At 58.4% G+C, this 15,561-nt stretch carries 14 protein-coding genes; 7 read left to right on the top strand and 7 right to left on the bottom strand.

Annotated features, from left to right (window positions below; genetic code table 11):
• Positions 1 to 88: 88 nt before the first annotated feature.
• The 3 genes from RBH10_RS02520 to RBH10_RS02530 are packed head-to-tail and all read left to right on the top strand — an operon-like array spanning position 89 to position 2,332.
• Positions 89 to 922, top strand: coding sequence for a metallophosphoesterase (locus tag RBH10_RS02520; protein WP_281038431.1), 834 nt, complete (start codon positions 89 to 91; stop codon positions 920 to 922).
• Positions 923 to 926: 4 nt separating this feature from the next.
• On the top strand, positions 927 to 1,802 hold the full coding sequence (locus RBH10_RS02525) for a histidinol-phosphatase (protein WP_281038430.1): 876 nt from the start codon (positions 927 to 929) through the stop codon (positions 1,800 to 1,802).
• Positions 1,803 to 1,819: 17 nt separating this feature from the next.
• On the top strand, positions 1,820 to 2,332 hold the full coding sequence (locus tag RBH10_RS02530; protein WP_281038429.1) for a GNAT family N-acetyltransferase: 513 nt from the start codon (positions 1,820 to 1,822) through the stop codon (positions 2,330 to 2,332).
• Positions 2,333 to 2,577: 245 nt separating this feature from the next.
• On the opposite strand, the gene RBH10_RS02535 is transcribed toward RBH10_RS02530, so the two are convergent.
• The 5 genes from RBH10_RS02535 to RBH10_RS02555 form a co-directional block, all read right to left on the bottom strand.
• A complete protein-coding gene (locus RBH10_RS02535) occupies positions 2,578 to 3,858 on the bottom strand; it encodes a TRAP transporter large permease (RefSeq protein WP_281038428.1) in 1,281 nt (426 codons plus the stop codon).
• A gap of 2 nt (positions 3,859 to 3,860) precedes the next feature.
• A complete protein-coding gene (locus RBH10_RS02540; RefSeq protein ID WP_281038427.1) occupies positions 3,861 to 4,427 on the bottom strand; it encodes a TRAP transporter small permease in 567 nt (188 codons plus the stop codon).
• A gap of 129 nt (positions 4,428 to 4,556) precedes the next feature.
• A complete protein-coding gene (locus RBH10_RS02545; protein ID WP_281038426.1) occupies positions 4,557 to 5,651 on the bottom strand; it encodes a DctP family TRAP transporter solute-binding subunit in 1,095 nt (364 codons plus the stop codon).
• Between the two features lie 70 nt (positions 5,652 to 5,721).
• Entirely contained in the window at positions 5,722 to 6,489 is a 768-nt protein-coding gene (locus RBH10_RS02550) for an SDR family oxidoreductase (protein ID WP_281038425.1), read from the bottom strand.
• 13 nt (positions 6,490 to 6,502) lie between these two features.
• On the bottom strand, positions 6,503 to 7,702 hold the full coding sequence (locus RBH10_RS02555) for a mandelate racemase/muconate lactonizing enzyme family protein (RefSeq protein WP_281038424.1): 1,200 nt from the start codon (positions 7,700 to 7,702) through the stop codon (positions 6,503 to 6,505).
• 219 nt (positions 7,703 to 7,921) lie between these two features.
• Here RBH10_RS02555 and RBH10_RS02560 point away from each other — a divergent pair, with 219 nt between their 5' ends.
• A complete protein-coding gene (locus tag RBH10_RS02560) occupies positions 7,922 to 8,641 on the top strand; it encodes a FadR/GntR family transcriptional regulator (protein ID WP_281038423.1) in 720 nt (239 codons plus the stop codon).
• Positions 8,642 to 8,714: 73 nt separating this feature from the next.
• Here the strand turns inward: RBH10_RS02560 and RBH10_RS02565 are convergent, their stop codons facing one another.
• Positions 8,715 to 10,661, bottom strand: a complete 1,947-nt coding sequence (locus RBH10_RS02565) for a bifunctional diguanylate cyclase/phosphodiesterase (RefSeq protein ID WP_281038422.1) — start codon at positions 10,659 to 10,661, stop codon at positions 8,715 to 8,717.
• A 506-nt stretch (positions 10,662 to 11,167) separates the two neighbouring features.
• Here RBH10_RS02565 and RBH10_RS02570 point away from each other — a divergent pair.
• The 3 genes from RBH10_RS02570 to RBH10_RS02580 are packed head-to-tail and all read left to right on the top strand — an operon-like array spanning position 11,168 to position 14,969.
• Positions 11,168 to 12,535 carry a glycosyltransferase family 4 protein gene (locus RBH10_RS02570; RefSeq protein WP_281038421.1) on the top strand — a complete coding sequence of 456 codons (1,368 nt, stop codon included), beginning with the start codon at positions 11,168 to 11,170 and terminating at the stop codon, positions 12,533 to 12,535.
• On the top strand, positions 12,532 to 13,815 hold the full coding sequence (locus RBH10_RS02575; protein WP_281038420.1) for a glycosyltransferase family 4 protein: 1,284 nt from the start codon (positions 12,532 to 12,534) through the stop codon (positions 13,813 to 13,815). Before RBH10_RS02570 ends, RBH10_RS02575 begins: the two co-directional genes overlap by 4 nt.
• Positions 13,812 to 14,969: a glycosyltransferase gene (locus RBH10_RS02580; RefSeq protein WP_281038419.1), complete on the top strand. Its 1,158-nt coding sequence runs from the start codon at positions 13,812 to 13,814 to the stop codon at positions 14,967 to 14,969. The genes RBH10_RS02575 and RBH10_RS02580 overlap by 4 nt, the downstream gene beginning before the upstream one ends.
• Here RBH10_RS02580 and RBH10_RS02585 read toward each other — a convergent pair.
• Complete coding sequence (locus RBH10_RS02585) at positions 14,951 to 15,559, bottom strand: acetyltransferase (protein ID WP_045019675.1); 609 nt, start codon at positions 15,557 to 15,559, stop codon at positions 14,951 to 14,953. The two genes, RBH10_RS02580 and RBH10_RS02585, sit on opposite strands and share 19 nt — an antisense overlap.
• Positions 15,560 to 15,561 lie beyond the last annotated feature (2 nt).

The raw sequence follows: 15,561 nt of genomic DNA on the forward strand, positions 1-15,561 counted from the left end.
CATGGGCAAATCTTTTGGCGCGTACCGCCAAGCCAGATGCGCAAAGCGCCGTCCCGTGTTGTCCATTACTTCAAAAGGCCTGCAGACCTTGAAAATTGCCGTTCTCTCCGATCCACATATCGGATCGACCAATCCCGTCTTCGTTCCGAACTGGGAACAGGTCGTCGCTCATGTAAATGCACGCGAAGATATCGATCTTGCCGTGATCCTTGGAGACCTCACCCTGCTTGGCTCCGAGCAGGAAGAAGACCTGCATTTCGGGCTGAACGCACTTGGCGCCGTGAACAAGCCGTGGCTGGCCTTGCCTGGAAACCACGATGTCGGCGATATCTCGCGTATCAGCCACCAGCCGGCAAATGCCGAACGTCTTTTGAATTGGCAGGCGTTTTACGGCCCGGGGCATTGGCACAGCGACGTGTTCCCCGGCTGGCGCCTGATCGGCCTCAACAGCCAGATCATCGGCACCGGCCTGCCGGAAGAAGCCATGCAGTGGGAGGCACTGAAGCAGGCTCTGACGACTTGTGGAGCGCTCAAACCCGTGCTGTTCACCCATATGCCGCTTTTCCTGAACGACTGGGAAGAGGTTGACCGACCGGCCTGGGCACTGATGCGGGAAGGCCGCACCCGGTTGCGCCGCCTGATCGCGGACCACAAAATACAAGCCGTCGTCACCGGGCACATGCATCGCATCGTCCAGTTCGACCTGGCGGAAAGCCGGTTCATCTGGTGTGCGGCTTCAAGCTTTTTGACCTATGATGGGTCCATGCCCGCGCAGCCGGGCGCGGCACTATTGGGCCTGACGATCCTGAACCTCAACGAGACGGATATCAGCGCCGAATTTATCGAGATAAAAGAGCTGATGGTCAGCCGTATCGAAGATTACAACGGCACGATCTACCGCTCGCCCGCGAAGGACGCTTAAAGCTATGGTCTGGTTCAGTTATCACGGTGGCCACAGCGGCGAATTCTGCAATCACGCGACCTCCACGCTTGAAGAGATTGTTCGCACCGCCATAACACGCGGCTTTACCCATTACGGCCTTAGCGAACATTGCCCGCGTTACCGAGAAGCGGATCTCTATCCCGGAGAAGAGGCATTGGGTGTTGTCGGGCTCGCTGCCGCTTTCGAGGGCTACGTCAAACGCGCCTTCGAGCTGCGCGATGCGTATGCCGGGCAGATAGAGTTGCTGATCGGCTTTGAAACGGAGACCTTGCCGCCGGACGGCTGGCTGGAAGCGATGAGCCGGCTGCGTGAAGCCCATGCCTTCGATTACATTGTCGGCAGCGTTCACGACATCTGTGGCCGGTGGCTCGACTACTCCGCAAGCGACACCGCGGCATTGGCTGCCGATCTCGGTGGCGCAGAGGAACTTCGTCTCACCTATTTCGATCAGGTCACTGAGATGGTGGAGAAGCTGAGACCCGATGTCGTCGCACATCTGGATCTCGTTCGAAAATACGAACCTCCCGGCTTTGTGTTTTCCGATCGGGTCATGCGCTCCATCGACAGGACACTTGAGGCCGTCAAGGCGAGCGGATCCGTGCTCGACGTCAACTGCGCGGCCTTTCGCAATGGCTATGGGCCGGTTTATCCGCTTCCACATATTCTTGAACGTGCCCGAAAGATGGGAATCCCCGCCACGCTCGGTGACGACAGCCATGGCGCGCAGACTGTCGGCGCGGAACTGGACCGGTCGCTCGCGGCGATTGCCGCTGCGGGACATCGCAGCGTTGCCTATCTGACCCGAACCGAAGGCTGGCGTGAGGCACCGCTCGAAACCGTCTGCCCGCGTGAGCGCTGAGCGGAAGAAATAACGACATGAATACTCCCCCTTCAACGCGGTCTCTTTCGATCATTCCTGCCACCGAAGCCGACATTCCTTTCATCATGTCGGTGGAGCGGATTCCGGGTTATGCGGCTTTGGTCGGCAGCTACGATGCGGATGAACATCGCCGACGCATCGAAACCGCGAACACCAACTATCTTCTCTGCCACCTCGGAACGGAACCCGTGGGCTTTGCCGTGGTTCGTCTCGACGATGACGGCATGGGAAACGCCCAGCTTCATCGTATAGCCATGGCCCCGACGGGCTTGGGCCACGGATCCGCATTCCTGCGCCAGATTTGCCGCATGATCTTCACTTTCCACGATGTCGGACGGTTCTGGCTCGACCTGCTACCCTCGAATGTCCATGCGAAAGACGTCTACAGAAGGATCGGCTTCATCCAGGAAGGCACAATGCGCCGGGCGCTTCGGTTGAAGAATGGAAACCGCGAGGATCTGGTCCTGATGTCGCTACTCCGTGAAGAGTGGAGTGCGCTCGACGGTTGAACAGCGGTGCCTGCCGCGGGGTACACTCGACCAAATCAGCGAGCGTAGCCCCTGCGCCACATTGAAGCTGCGCAGGGTCAACCACGCCTGCCAAAGCTGCGGCAGGTCGAATGCAAGAGGTAATCTCTTCAATCTCGCATCCGATGTTTACTAGCATCGAAGTTCTATCCGAACGCAGTGACGCTGAGCGGCCAACAACCCTTGGCCTACCGGCAGAGAAACGGATAACCGGCCATGAGTGGGCGTCATCGCGACATCATCGCGAGTGGCCATAGTACGATCTGCGGGAAGATCACGAGCAGGACGAGAACCGCAATCTGGGCGACCATAAAAGGTACGACCCCCTTGATGACGCCGGTCATCGGAACCCGTGCCACACCACAGACGACGTTGAGCACCGTGCCGACCGGAGGCGTTACCAGACCGATCGCATTGTTCATGATGAACAACACGCCGAAATAGACGGGATCTATTCCTGCCTGCTTGACGATTGGCATCAACACGGGGGTCAGGATAAGCACCGTTGGCGTGAAGTCCATCGCCGTACCGACGATCAGCACGATCACCATGAGGATCGCCATCAGGAGGATCTTGTTCTCCATGAACGGCTGTACCATGTCGGCCAGCTGCTGCGGGATGTTCGCGGTGGTGATGAGCCAGGCGGAAACACCGGCAGCGGCAACGAGGAACATGACGACAGCAGTGGTTTCAGCCGCGCGATACATAAGTCCGAACAGATCGGACAGCTTGATCTCGCGATAGACAAACACGCCGACGAACAACGAATAGACAGCTGCTATCACCGCCGCTTCGGTCGGCGTAAAGGCGCCGATCTTCAGGCCGCCGATGACGACCACGGGCATGACAAGCGCCCACAACGCCTTGCGCGTTTCGCTCAGTCGCTCGGCAAGGGTTCGCCTCGGTTCAACCCTCGGCTTGTCCCGCCCGATACTCCAGCGCCAGGCCAGCATGATGGCAAGACCCATTAGCAATCCAGGCACGATGCCGGCCAGGAAGAGTTTGGTAATCGACACACCGCCGGCGACACCAAAGATGATCATGCCGACCGATGGCGGGAGCACCGGCGCGATGATGCCGCCGCAGGAGATGAGCCCGCACGAACGATTGATATCGTAGCCCGCATTCCGCATCAGGGGTATCAGCACCGAGGCAAGCGCCGCCGCGTCGGCAACCGCAGAACCGGAAAGCGACGCCATGACGATTGCAGCCAGGACCGCGACATAACCGAGACCGCCGCGAATGTGGCCGATCCACGCCATTGCCATGGTAATGATGCGCCGGGTCATTCCGCCGGCATTCATCAATTCGCCAGCCAGCATGAAGAAGGGAACGGCGAGCAAAGGAAAGCTGTTGGCGCCGTCCCACATGTTCTGGATGATAATTTGCGGATCGGTGATGCCCATGTAAAGCATCATCACAAGCCCACATCCGATCAGCGCGAACGCAATGGGCATGCCCAGCGCCATCAGGCCAAGAAGCGACGCTATGAAGACAAAAACGATCATGATCAGCGTCCCTTCTGCTCGTCGGTCGCGCGTGCCGCCTGAAGCCCTTCGTCGAGGCCTTCCTCGTGAACGTCGATCAGTTCGTTATCGGCAATGTCCCCCATGGCCAGCCGCATGAGGTTTGACAGGCAGATCAAGGCAATCGCTGCACCGGTGACATAGCTGACCCCATAGACCCAGAGCATGCTGATCTGCGCGACCGGAGATTCCGTGATTTTCAGGATGTCGTGCTGAAGCCAGGTGCCATAGAAAATGAAGGTGGCACAGACGAGTATCACCACCTGGCTGATTGCCCAGCACACCTTTCGTCCAAGGACCGGCAACGCCTGCACGACAATGTCGACACCCAGATGGCTACGCCTGTGCAGGCCAATGATACCTCCCAGGAAGGTCATCCACACGAACGCAAATCGGGGAAGCTCCTCCGAGATGTCGATCCCGGTATTGAAAAACAAACGAAGGACGACATTGCCAAACACCATCACAAGCATCGTGGCCATGCAGAATACGAGGATGATCTCAATGGCGCGGTAAAAACCGCCGACCCCTGCATCCAGAAATGCGCGCATTTTCCTCTCCCCAGCGAGAAGGGTGGCCGCAATCGATGTGCGGCGCCCCTCGCAGATTTCACAGATTTCGGTCTGAACAATGCGGCGACGAGCCGGTATTCCGCGCCGACTCGCCGCCGATAACAGCGATTATTTTCTGTACTTCGCGATCTCGGCATAGAACTGATCGACGAATTCATTGCCGATCACATCCCTGTTCTTGGCGACGACCGGTTCGATGGCCTTGCGGACCGCATCGAGTTCAGCCGGCTGCATCACTGTCGCCTTCATGCCCTCGGCTTCAAGCTTCTTGAGAGCTTCGCTGGCATCACGCAACTCAGCCTCCCGCTGGAAGGTGCGCGTTTTCTCCGCGGCAGCCTGAACGGCGTTCTGCTGTTCTGCCGTCAGCGAGTCATAGAACCTCTTGGAGGACAGCAGCGCCACGGGCGTATAGACGTGGTTGGTGACGGTCAGGTATTTCTGCACCTCGAACATCTTGTTCGCGTACATGTCCACGAACGGGTGCTCGTAGCCATCAAGTGCCCGTGTCTCGAGCGCCGTATAGACCTCGGTGAACGCCATGGGCACGGCGTTCATGCCAAGCGCCTTGAAGCTTGCGAGCGCCATGGGGCTTTGCATCACCCGGACTTTCAGCCCCTTCATGTCGGTGAGCGATGCCACCGGGTGTTTGCTGTTCGACAGATTGCGGAACGCTCCACCAGCCCAGACAAGGCCATGAATATTCATATCGGCAAGGTTGTCGAGCAGCCGCTTTCCCTGTGGACTATCGAGCACGTCCGCCGCCTCGGCGTCGGTCGAGAACAGGAAAGGAACGTCAAATATCTGAAGTTCCTTCTCGTGGGTCGCGATGGGAGCAAGCGCGCCCATGTAGAGATCGATGGTTCCCGACTGAAGCGCCATCAGCATCTTCTCCTCGGATCCGATCGCGGAGTTGCCGAAGACGTCGATTTTCACGCTGCCACCGGTTGCCTTCGCCACTTCCTCGGCGAAGTATTTCATCGCTGCCGAGCGCGGATGGGTATCGGCAAACCCATGGCCGAGTTTTGCCACCTTGACGTCCTGAGCCAAAATCGGCGTGGCCGGCACGAAGGCAAATGCAATCGCCGCACATATGCCGACACCGATTGCGCGACGCGCCATGTCCGGCGTGGTACCCGTGCCGAAGCACGATGCCAGATATTGCCTTCCCGCGCCAAATGCGCGCTTCATCGATACGAGTTTCATGTCATTCCTCCCCTTGGTTTGTTGGAACTCGTCACGCTCTCCCGAAGCGCAACGACGTGATTTGCGGCGCCTACAGCACGGAAATCATCCCGCCATCGGCATAGACAATCTGGCCATTGACGTAGTCGGATGCGGCGGACGCGAAATAGATGACCGTGCCGGCCAGTTCCTCCGGTCGGCCCCAGCGCCGGGCCGGCGTGCGTGCCTTGACCCATGCGTCGAATTCCGGGTTGGCGAGCAGGGCCTCGTTCATGTCCGTGATCATGTAACCGGGGCCGATCGCGTTGGCCTGGATGCCCTTTTCGGCCCACTCGGCCGCCATGGCCTTGGTCAGCATCTTGATACCGCCTTTGGCCACGGTGTAAGGCGCGACCGTTGCCCGGGCGAGTTCGGAGGTCAGCGACCCGATATTGATGATCTTGCCGGAACCACGTTCCGCCATCCGCTTTGCCGCTTCCCGGCCGACGAGGAAAGCCGAAGTGAGATTGGTGTCGATCACACGACGCCAGTCCTCTGTCGCCAGTTCAAGCATCGGCTTGCGAAACTGGATACCGGCATTGTTGACGAGGATGTCCACCCGGATACCGTCCCGATCGAACGTCTCGAAAGCGGCAAGCACGGCGGCCTCGTCGGTCACGTCGAAGGCCGAAGTCAGCACATCGCGGCCAGCCGATCGCATCGCAGCGGCGGCCTCTTCGAGGCGGGTGGTATCGACACCATTGAGGATAACCCGGGCGCCGGCAGCCGCCAGACCCTCGGCAAAAGCCCGCCCGAGCCCGCGTGACGAACCCGTCACCAGAGCGGTCTTGCCGCTGAGATCAAATAGTGAAACGCTCATGATGATTTCCTCCTCAGAGTTCGGTTACACGGACCGTGAGGTCCGAGCGATCGAAGAAGGATGGCTGCAGTTCGGTGCCGAGGCCGGGGCCTTCCATCGGATAGACGAAGCCGCCTTCGATGCGCGGCACCTCCGTCACAAGTTCGCGATACCAGCCCTTGTAGAAGGCGCGCACGCTTTCCTGAATGAGTGTGTTGGGTTGCGAGAAGCTCATGTGGATGGCGGCGGCAAAGCCGACCGGGCCGATGCAGTCATGCGGCGCAAATGGCCGGTGATAGGTCTCCGCCATGGCCGCGATCTTGCGGCCTTCGGTGAGGCCGCCCGTCCAGCACAGATCGGCCATGACGACATGGGCGGCATCCCGGTCGAGATATTCCTTGTAGGCAAAACGGGTGCCGAGCGTTTCGGAGGCACAGGTCCACACGTCGGTGGAATGTGCGAATTCGGCGAGCGCCTGCGGTGAATTCATCCGGATCGGATCTTCGTACCAGGTCGGCTTGAAGGGCTCGAGTGCCCGCGCGATCTGCTTGGCGACCGGCAGGTTCCAGAGCGAATGGAACTCGACCATGATATCCATCTTGTCGCCGACGGCCTTGCGGATCAACTCGAACGGCTGGATCGCCGTCTTCATCTGTTCCGCCGTGATGAACAGGCCGCGGTTTTCCATCGCGGCAGGATCGAACGGCCATATCTTCATGGCCGTGATGCCGTTAGACAGAAGATCTTCCGCAAGCTCACCCGCCCGGTTCATGAAGCCGTCGAGATCCTCGTAAGGTCCCGTTTCCTCACCGAGGTTCCAGGTATCGACCGGCTTGATCTTCTTCGTGCGCACGTAGCGGCTTCCGGCACATGTGTTGTAGACGCGCATCTTCTCCACGCAGAGGCCGCCCAGCATCTGGTGGACCGGTTGTCCGCACACCTTTCCGAACACGTCCCACAGCGCGATATCGATTGCGGAAGCCGCCCGATGTTCGGCCCCCGTCGAGGCATGGCCCATCGGCAGGTTCAGCATTTCCCTGTGAAGGGCCTCGATGTGAAGCGGGTTGCGACCCATGAGCCGGCTTGCCAGTGTATCGTGGATATGAGCCTCGACGGCCGCCGCCCCATAAAAGGTTTCCCCGAGGCCGGTAATGCCCTGATCGGTTTCCACATGCACCCAGAGGACATTGGAGAACTCATCCGCACGAAAAGTCTTGATCGCAGTTATTTTCATTGTCACTTCCGTTCAATCGGCAGGGCTTTCGCCAGGCCAGCCACTTCGGTCGGAAAGACGCATGGACAAAGGAAAACCATCGACCGCACGCGAAAGCATGCGACCCATTTTTCTCCATCAATGTCCTGCTGACGGCTCCTCCCGCCGGATTTTTCTGGCAGAATTTCTGACAGTCTTCTATAATGGTGTCAACCAAAATTACGAAAGTAGTGCTCCGAAATGGAAAAAGCTGTAGTACAGGTTTCCGACCAAGATACAGGGCTCGTTGAACGCACCATCGCCGGCATCCGCGCCTATATGCGCGAAAACCAGCTTCGTCCGGGCAGCCCCATGCCCAGCGAAACTGCCATGGCCTCCAGGCTCGACGTTTCCCGGACTGTGGCCCGAGAGGCGTTCCGTGCCCTTGCAGCGCTTGGTATCCTGGAGGTCGGCACGGGACACCGCGCGCGCGTCGCGGCACCGGATGCGGCACCGCTCAGCATGATTCTCGACCATACAGTGATGATGAAGCAGCTCAGCGTTCAGCAGGTGCTGGACGTTCGCCGCACACTCGAGCTTCGCACGGTAAATCTCGCATCTCTGCGCAGGACCGATGCACAGGCGCGGGAACTTCTCCAGATAGTGGAAGACATGTTCCATGCGCTCGAAACGCCGGAAACGGTCATGGAACTCGACATCCGTTTCCACGAACTCATCGCCCAGGCCTCTGGCAACTCCCTTTACGGGATCATCGTCGGTTCGTTCCGCGTCATAACTCAGCAAACCTGGCATATCGGTTGGCGCAGCCGCGCCACTTTGGAGAACCGCACCGAAAACATCCGCTGCCACCAGAGGATCGCCGAGGCGATCAGCCTCCAGAATCTGGAGATGGCGGAGGCGGCCATGGCCGAACATTTCGACTCGGCCATCGGCGTCCTGCTTCGGGCGGGCGTTAATTGACGCGGGCAAGATGCGAACGCCTGCCAGACGCCGGCCGGCTGCCGTGGCAGGGAGCCCCCCTCGAAAATCAGGCTTACAGGATCATGCGCTTTGTCGTGTTTTTTGAAAGAAACTCATAGACGTCCTCTTCCCGCAGCGGCCGCGCATAAACATAGCCCTGCACCAGCGTGGCGCCGAGACCTTCAAGGGCCGCAAGCTCCTCGAAAGTTTCAACCCCTTCGACCACACATTCCAGCCCCATATCCCGACTGAGGGTGAGAAGGGATTTCACGATTTTGTAGCTGGCCGGCTTTTCGTGCAGATCCGTGACGAAGCTGCGATCGATCTTGATCTTGGTGAGAGGGAGCGCGTGCAACCGCGTCAGGCTGGAATAGCCCGTGCCGAAATCGTCCAGCGAAATACCGCAACCGAGGCGCCGCAGCATTTCGACGGACTGCCTGACCTGTTCGAAATCATGTGCAAATGCCGTTTCGGTAATTTCAAGGTCAAGACGTCGTGGGTCGAAGCCGCTGTTGTCGATGATGCTGATCAATGACAGCACGCTTTCGCAGGAATTGAGATCATGGGCCGAAAGGTTGAAGGATAGTCTGAGGGACGGCTCCCACGCTGATGCAGAGGTGAGAGCGGTTCTAAGCAGAGGTCGCGTCAGTGAGCTGACGATACCGGCCCGTTCGGCAATGGAGAAGAACTGGGCAGGAGGGACATGCCCGAGGACCGGGCTGTGCCAGCGCGCCAGGGCTTCAAAACCGGCGGCTTTTCCATCGCGTATATCGACAATCGGCTGGAATACGACTGAAAGCTCGTTTTCCATATCTTTCTGCTTGAGCAGATGCTCGATGCGGGCTTCGATATTGATCTGCTTTTCGTGCTCCGCATCAAACAGAACAGCATCGCCGCGCCGGGTCTTCTTGGCATGGTAAAGGGCATAATCCGCCCTGTCGAAAAGCTGTTCAAGCGTGGAGGCGAGATTTGGAAAGACGGCTATCCCCATGGAAGCGGAAACATGTACCGTTCCCTCCGGCATATGGTAGGGCGCTCCCAACTCCTCCGAAATAGCATTAGCCTTTGCAACGAGCTGCGTATCGTCCTCTATGATCGGGGCGACGATGGCAAACTCGTCACCGCCCAGCCGAAACGCCTTGCTGGCTTTCAGACTGGCGGCAAGGCGTTTGCTGACATTGACCAGCAGCCTGTCTCCCACGGAATGCCCATAAAGGTCGTTGACCGGCTTAAAGCCGTCAAGATCGATGACGCCGAGAGCCAGCCGTGTTCCGCCGGCCCTGGCCTTTTCCAGTTCGATTTCCAGATGTTTGAAAAAGGCGCGGCGGTTGGGCAGTTCCGTCAGGCTGTCGATATTGGCAAGCAGCAGGTTCTCATTGCTGAGCGCTTCCGTGCGCTGTTGCGAAACGACCATGCGCTCGAAATTGCGGTAGTTGGTCAACAGGATGGACATCATGCCGGCGCAGACCAGCAGAACATTGATGGCAATGGCGATGAATGTCGGTTGTCGTGAGGCCAAAAAGAAGACAATGAACGCGCCGTTGACGATGACCGTGACCATGAAGGCGGCCGAACGCACATACATCAGACAGAAGATGCAGGAAATGACAGTAATCGCAATGTAGAAAGCAACGTGAGATTGCGTATAGGCGTCCCCATAGGGCACCAGCAAAAAAGACCAGAACGTGAATGCCATGGCGATGCCGGCCGCCAGGCGATTTGCGCGCTGGAGTGCTGCATGGGCCACCTTTGGCGGGGGATCGATACCGCGGGTCCTCCACCAGAATACGACCCTGAGTGTGCAGCCGAGTGTAAAAACGGCGGGAATTCCAATGGTGAGCCAAAACGGCGCCAGTTGCACATGCGTAATGGTAAGCGCCCATGTGCTTGAAAGAAGTATGAAATACATCATCGGCATCTGCCGTGTGAAGGCACGATACTGTGCTTTCAGCAGGTCCGGGTTGTCGGACCGGACAGACATGAAATGCTGCAATTTCTGTTTGGCGCTTATTATGTTCATTTGCACTGCTCATAAAATACAGAGTCGCTTATGTAGCAAATCCATCTTACGTCATCGGAAATACACAAGGTAAATCAAGAGAAAATGAAGGCAACCTCAAGGTGCACACTCATATCTCTACATAATCTACGGATAATACTTTCTAATCTTACTCTACTTCAACCATTCAACTCCTCACCCAGGCGGATTTAATGTGAGGAGCCTGAGACGATCGAGCACGGGCTGTGGCGTTATATTTTGTGTAATCACAGTCCCCGCCCGATGACGATATTGAAGGTTTCGACCGCCCCGCAAAGCCTCATGCTCCCTTCGGCTGGCGCTTTGGCTTTAGCGATTAAATCGAAAATCGTCTCAAGTGCGCCCAGCTGTTTCTGACGGCCAGCATGCGATCCGCGTCAATCGCCCTGCCATTCATTGGCTGGGGCTTTTTATGGATTTGTTACTCCATAAGCGCATCGTCTGCGTTTCAGCCACCAAAAGGATAGTACGTCGCCAACTTCGGAGTATTGGCCACTCCGTATCGTGATCCCCCTAGTCCTTACGACCAGCTTGCCGCCTGTTTTCACCTCCCCAAGAATGCACCTTCAGACCGGACGTGTGGCGGGAGAAAAAGCGTGAGGATGATTTTCCTAAACAGATATGGTTTCCCAGACCAGTCGGCAACAAGCCGGATGATATCGTCGATCGCAATCTCGCTGGCGCAGCGCGGAATGAACGTGACTGTCGTTGCCAGTCGCGAAATACACAATCATCCCGGCAGCACATTGCCGGCAACCGAGATGGTTCGGGGTGTAGAGATCCGACGGCTCGCAAGCGGTCGCTTCGGTCGGCACAGCCTGTTGCGTCGGAGCATTGATTATCTCCTTTTTCAGGTGCTGGCATTTGTCTGGCTTCTGCGCAATGTCGGGGCGACGGATACGGTCGTCGTCTGCACGGATCCTCCGCTCCTCTCCGTCACGAGCAGCATCGCGATCCGCATCAAGGGCGCGCGTATGGTGAACTGGATCATGGATCTGTTTCCGGAGACTGCGATCGAACTTGGATTTTTCAGGAAACGGGCACGGTGGCTCGTGCGATGGGTCACGCAGGCGCGCAACTGGTCTCTGAAGTCACCGGGGATGGTCGTCTGCCCTACCGGGAGAATGGCAGAATTCCTCATCAAGCAAGGCCTTGCAAAAGATCGCGTCAGCGTCCTGCATCACTGGTCGGATGGCGAGGAAATTTATCCTGTCGCGCCCCACGACAACAGCTTGCGAAAGGCGTGGGAACTGCAGGATGTCTTTGTCGTCGGCTATTCGGGAAATTTCGGGCGAGCACATGAGTTCGGCACGATCCTTGCCGCGGCCAAACGTCTCGAGCACAGACCGGATATCCGGTTCCTTCTGATTGGCGGCGGACACCAGCATGCGGCTGTCAAGACTGCCGTTCAGAATCTCGATCTTCAGAACGTCATCTTCAAGCCGCTGCAACCAGCTGAGAATCTCGCTGAAAGCCTGAGCGTTGCGGATGTGCATCTGGTCTCGCTCCTGCCGGAACTTGAACACTGCATCATTCCAAGCAAGTTCTATGGCATCCTGGCGGCCGGTCGGCCGACGATCTTTGTCGGCGACCCGGATGGAGAAGTGCCGCGTGTTCTAAGCGCCAAGGGATGCGGCAGAAACGTCGAAATCGGCGCGACCGATAAACTCTCCGGCATCATCGAAGAGCTGTGCGACAACCTGGATACCCGCAAGGCAATGGGTGATGCGGCAAGACGACTGCTTTGTGCCGAATATTCCCGAGAAAAGGCGTCGGACGCCTGGGCGGTGTTGATCGCCGGATTGCAGAATGTCGAGCCTTCCAGATCCCCTATCGCTCAAGGTATCTCGCCATGACAGACAAAGTCGTCGTCAGCCAGCTCGGAGCCCGCATGCATTATGCCGTGCCGAGGATATTCGCGTCCGCAGGCCGCCTTGCCCATTTTTACACGGATATCTGCGCGACTAAGGGCTGGCCCCGGATCGTCACTTCGTTTCCGTCGACCCTTTATCCAGCGCCGGTCAAACGGCTGGCTGGTCGGCTGCCCAAGGGAGTGCCGACAGCGCTGACGACGGTATTTTCCAGCTTCGGCCTCCGCTCCGTCCTGCGCCACATGCGCACGAAAGACGTTGTCGAGGAAACCTCTCACGCGATATGGGCCGGATCGCTTTTTTCCGAGATGGTCGCCCGGCGCGGCTTTCATGGCGCAGCAGGGCTGTACGCCTTCAGCGGCGACGCACTTGAACAGATGCGGGCGGCAAAGCAGCAGGGACTGTGGACCGCGGTCGAGCAGATGATCGCGCCACGCGATGTCGTCGAAACGCTTTTGGCGCAGGAAATGACGCGATTTCCCGCATGGGCAAATCAGGTGCGGGATAATCCGCATGCGCGTATATTCGCCGATCGGGAAAAAGCAGAGTGGCGTCTTGCAGACGTCATCGTCTGCCCGTCAGAATTTGTCCGCAAGCATGTCGTCGCATGCGGGGGGCCGGAAGACCGGTGTGTCGTTGTTCCCTATGGCGTCAATCCCGTTCCTGCCATCGACAGGCGGACACGCATGCCGGGGCCAATCAGGGTTCTTACCGTCGGCGAGGTCGGACTGCGCAAGGGATCGCCCTATGTCGTGGAAGCCGCCAGATTGATGAACGGCGCCGCCCGCTTCCGGATGGCGGGCCGCGTTCGATTACCCGACGAGGTCAAGAAGCAGATTTCGCAATGGGTCGAGCTGAGAGGGATCGTCCCGCGCTCGCAGATCGCCGAAGAGTTTCGATGGGCGGATGTCTTCCTCCTGCCGTCGCTCTGCGAAGGTTCCGCTACCGCCGTCTACGAAGCGCTGGCAGCAGGCCTGCCTGTCATAACGACAGAAAACACCGGCAGCGTCGTTCGCGATGGCATCGACGGTTTCATCGTTCCCGTCTGCGACCCGCAAGCTATCGCCGCTGCGGTGCTTGAACTCGCCGACAATCCCGAGCTGAGGCAGATCATGTCCGCCAATGCCTTTTTGCGCGCCGCCGAACATACCGTGGAGTCTTACGGCGAGCGGCTTCTTGCCGCCCTGCCGGGACCTCATCTGCCGCGCTCCGCAGATCTTTGCCTGACGGACGAAGCACGATACTCCGGGAGCATCCAGACATGAAGATCGTCCACGTCATTGCTTCGATCGACCCGAAACATGGCGGACTGCAAGCCGTCGCCATGCGTATCGCCGCTGCACAGACGGCACTGGGCCTGGATGTCCATATCGTCAGCTATGCTGACGCCGCCATCGAGGCCCAGGTCAAGGAAATCGGTCGCAGCATTCCGCATTTCGCGAATATCCACTGGCATCTCCTGCCGCCGGCCGGGAGGCTGGAAACACTTTTCTGCTTCCAGGGCCGGCGCGCACTGAGAGCCGTGCTGAAAGATGCCTCCTTCGTGCATATTCATGGCGTATGGGAGCCTTTTCTGCTCAATGCTTCCAAGCTGGCCCGCACCGCTGGCGTACCCTACTGCATTTGCCCTGCCGGCATGCTGGATCATTGGAGCCTTGGGCAGCGATCGTGGAAAAAGAAAATCGCTCTGATGCTCTGCTATCGGAAGATGCTGAACGAGGCCGCTTTCCTGCATCTGCTGAACGTCGATGAAATGGCAGCCGTTGAGCCGCTGAAGTTTCAGGCACGAAATCTGATCATACCGAATGGTGTTTTCGCCGAGGAATTCGATCCCCTGCCCGACAGAGGTCATTTCAAGCGGAAAATCGCTTTGACGCCCGGCAGGCGTTACATTCTGTTCCTTTCGCGCTTGCACATCAAAAAGGGTGTGGACATTCTTGCCACGGCCTTTGCGGCAATCTGTGACACCTATCTCGACGTTGATCTCGTCATCGCTGGTCCACCGGGTGGAGCGGAGGGCAACCTTTTGTCCCTGATCGAAAAATTCAACATCCAATCCCGCGTCTTTCTGGTCGGGGCCATTTACGGCGAGACGAAGCTCGAAGCAATGGTTGATGCCGACTGCTTCTGCCTGCCAAGCCGACAGGAGGGTTTCAGCATGGCGATCACCGAAGCGCTCGCCTGCGGGACACCTGTTGTGATCACTGATCAGTGTCATTTTCCTGAAGTTGGTTCTGCTGATGCCGGGCTTATCGTCTCAGTTGATGCGGCCGAAGTTGCCAGAGCTTTGGCAAGTGTTCTCAGCAATCCCGCCAAAGCAAGGACGATGGGCGAAAACGGTCGCCGACTTGTGCTGGAGAAATTCACCTGGCCAGCCATCGCCCATGCCACTCTGGAAGGTTATCGACTTAGCGCGTAAGAAGCAGCCGCTTCCTGACAACGGGAGCCGACAGGTCTGGCTGGGTTGCCGACATAGATCGTCCAGGGCTCCAGAGATTTCGCCGTGACGGCGCGCGCACCGAGAACAGCCCCCTTGCCGATGACAACACCAGGCCCGACGAAGGCTTCCGCAGCCACCCAGGCGTCGTCCTCGATCACCACCGGCCGCGTCAACAGGGGAAACGCGCTGTCCTGAACATCATGCGACCCGGTGCACAGATGGGCACGCTGCGAGACGGAGGCAAACTGGCCGATGGTGATCGTATCGACGTTGTAGCAGATCACGCCAGGCCCGAGGGATGAATGACGTTCCATGACGAGGTGCCCCGGCCACCACACGATCGCCTTGGAATGCACCATTGCGGTGGAATGCAGGCGCGCGCCGAAACGGCGCAGGAGAAAATTGCGCCAGCGGCGCATCGGCGGCGGCGTCCAGGAGGCGAGAAGCCGCCACACGATCATCCAGACCAACCGTTTCAGCCGGAAACGCAGCGCAAAAGTCGGACCTCCGAAGCGCGGCAGGGGCGTCGTTGCGTGCTGGAAACCGGGATCGTCGTATCGTGAGCGCATCG

This window comes from Rhizobium sp. AN73 (genome assembly GCF_030757975.1).
Classification (GTDB): Bacteria; Pseudomonadota; Alphaproteobacteria; order Rhizobiales; family Rhizobiaceae; genus Agrobacterium; species Agrobacterium arsenijevicii.

Excerpts from the sequence above, each read along its gene's own strand:
- RBH10_RS02525 (WP_281038430.1), top strand. The coding sequence starts at position 927 with ATGGTCTGGTTCAGTTATCACGGTGGCCACAGCGGCGAATTCTGCAAT.
- RBH10_RS02530 (WP_281038429.1), top strand. The coding sequence starts at position 1,820 with ATGAATACTCCCCCTTCAACGCGGTCTCTTTCGATCATTCCTGCCACC.
- RBH10_RS02535 (WP_281038428.1), bottom strand. The coding sequence starts at position 3,858 with ATGATCGTTTTTGTCTTCATAGCGTCGCTTCTTGGCCTGATGGCGCTG.
- RBH10_RS02540 (WP_281038427.1), bottom strand. The coding sequence starts at position 4,427 with ATGCGCGCATTTCTGGATGCAGGGGTCGGCGGTTTTTACCGCGCCATT.
- RBH10_RS02545 (WP_281038426.1), bottom strand. The coding sequence starts at position 5,651 with ATGAAACTCGTATCGATGAAGCGCGCATTTGGCGCGGGAAGGCAATAT.
- RBH10_RS02550 (WP_281038425.1), bottom strand. The coding sequence starts at position 6,489 with ATGAGCGTTTCACTATTTGATCTCAGCGGCAAGACCGCTCTGGTGACG.
- RBH10_RS02555 (WP_281038424.1), bottom strand. The coding sequence starts at position 7,702 with ATGAAAATAACTGCGATCAAGACTTTTCGTGCGGATGAGTTCTCCAAT.
- RBH10_RS02560 (WP_281038423.1), top strand. The coding sequence starts at position 7,922 with ATGGAAAAAGCTGTAGTACAGGTTTCCGACCAAGATACAGGGCTCGTT.
- RBH10_RS02565 (WP_281038422.1), bottom strand. The coding sequence starts at position 10,661 with ATGAACATAATAAGCGCCAAACAGAAATTGCAGCATTTCATGTCTGTC.
- RBH10_RS02575 (WP_281038420.1), top strand. The coding sequence starts at position 12,532 with ATGACAGACAAAGTCGTCGTCAGCCAGCTCGGAGCCCGCATGCATTAT.
- RBH10_RS02580 (WP_281038419.1), top strand. The coding sequence starts at position 13,812 with ATGAAGATCGTCCACGTCATTGCTTCGATCGACCCGAAACATGGCGGA.
- RBH10_RS02585 (WP_045019675.1), bottom strand. The coding sequence starts at position 15,559 with ATGCGCTCACGATACGACGATCCCGGTTTCCAGCACGCAACGACGCCC.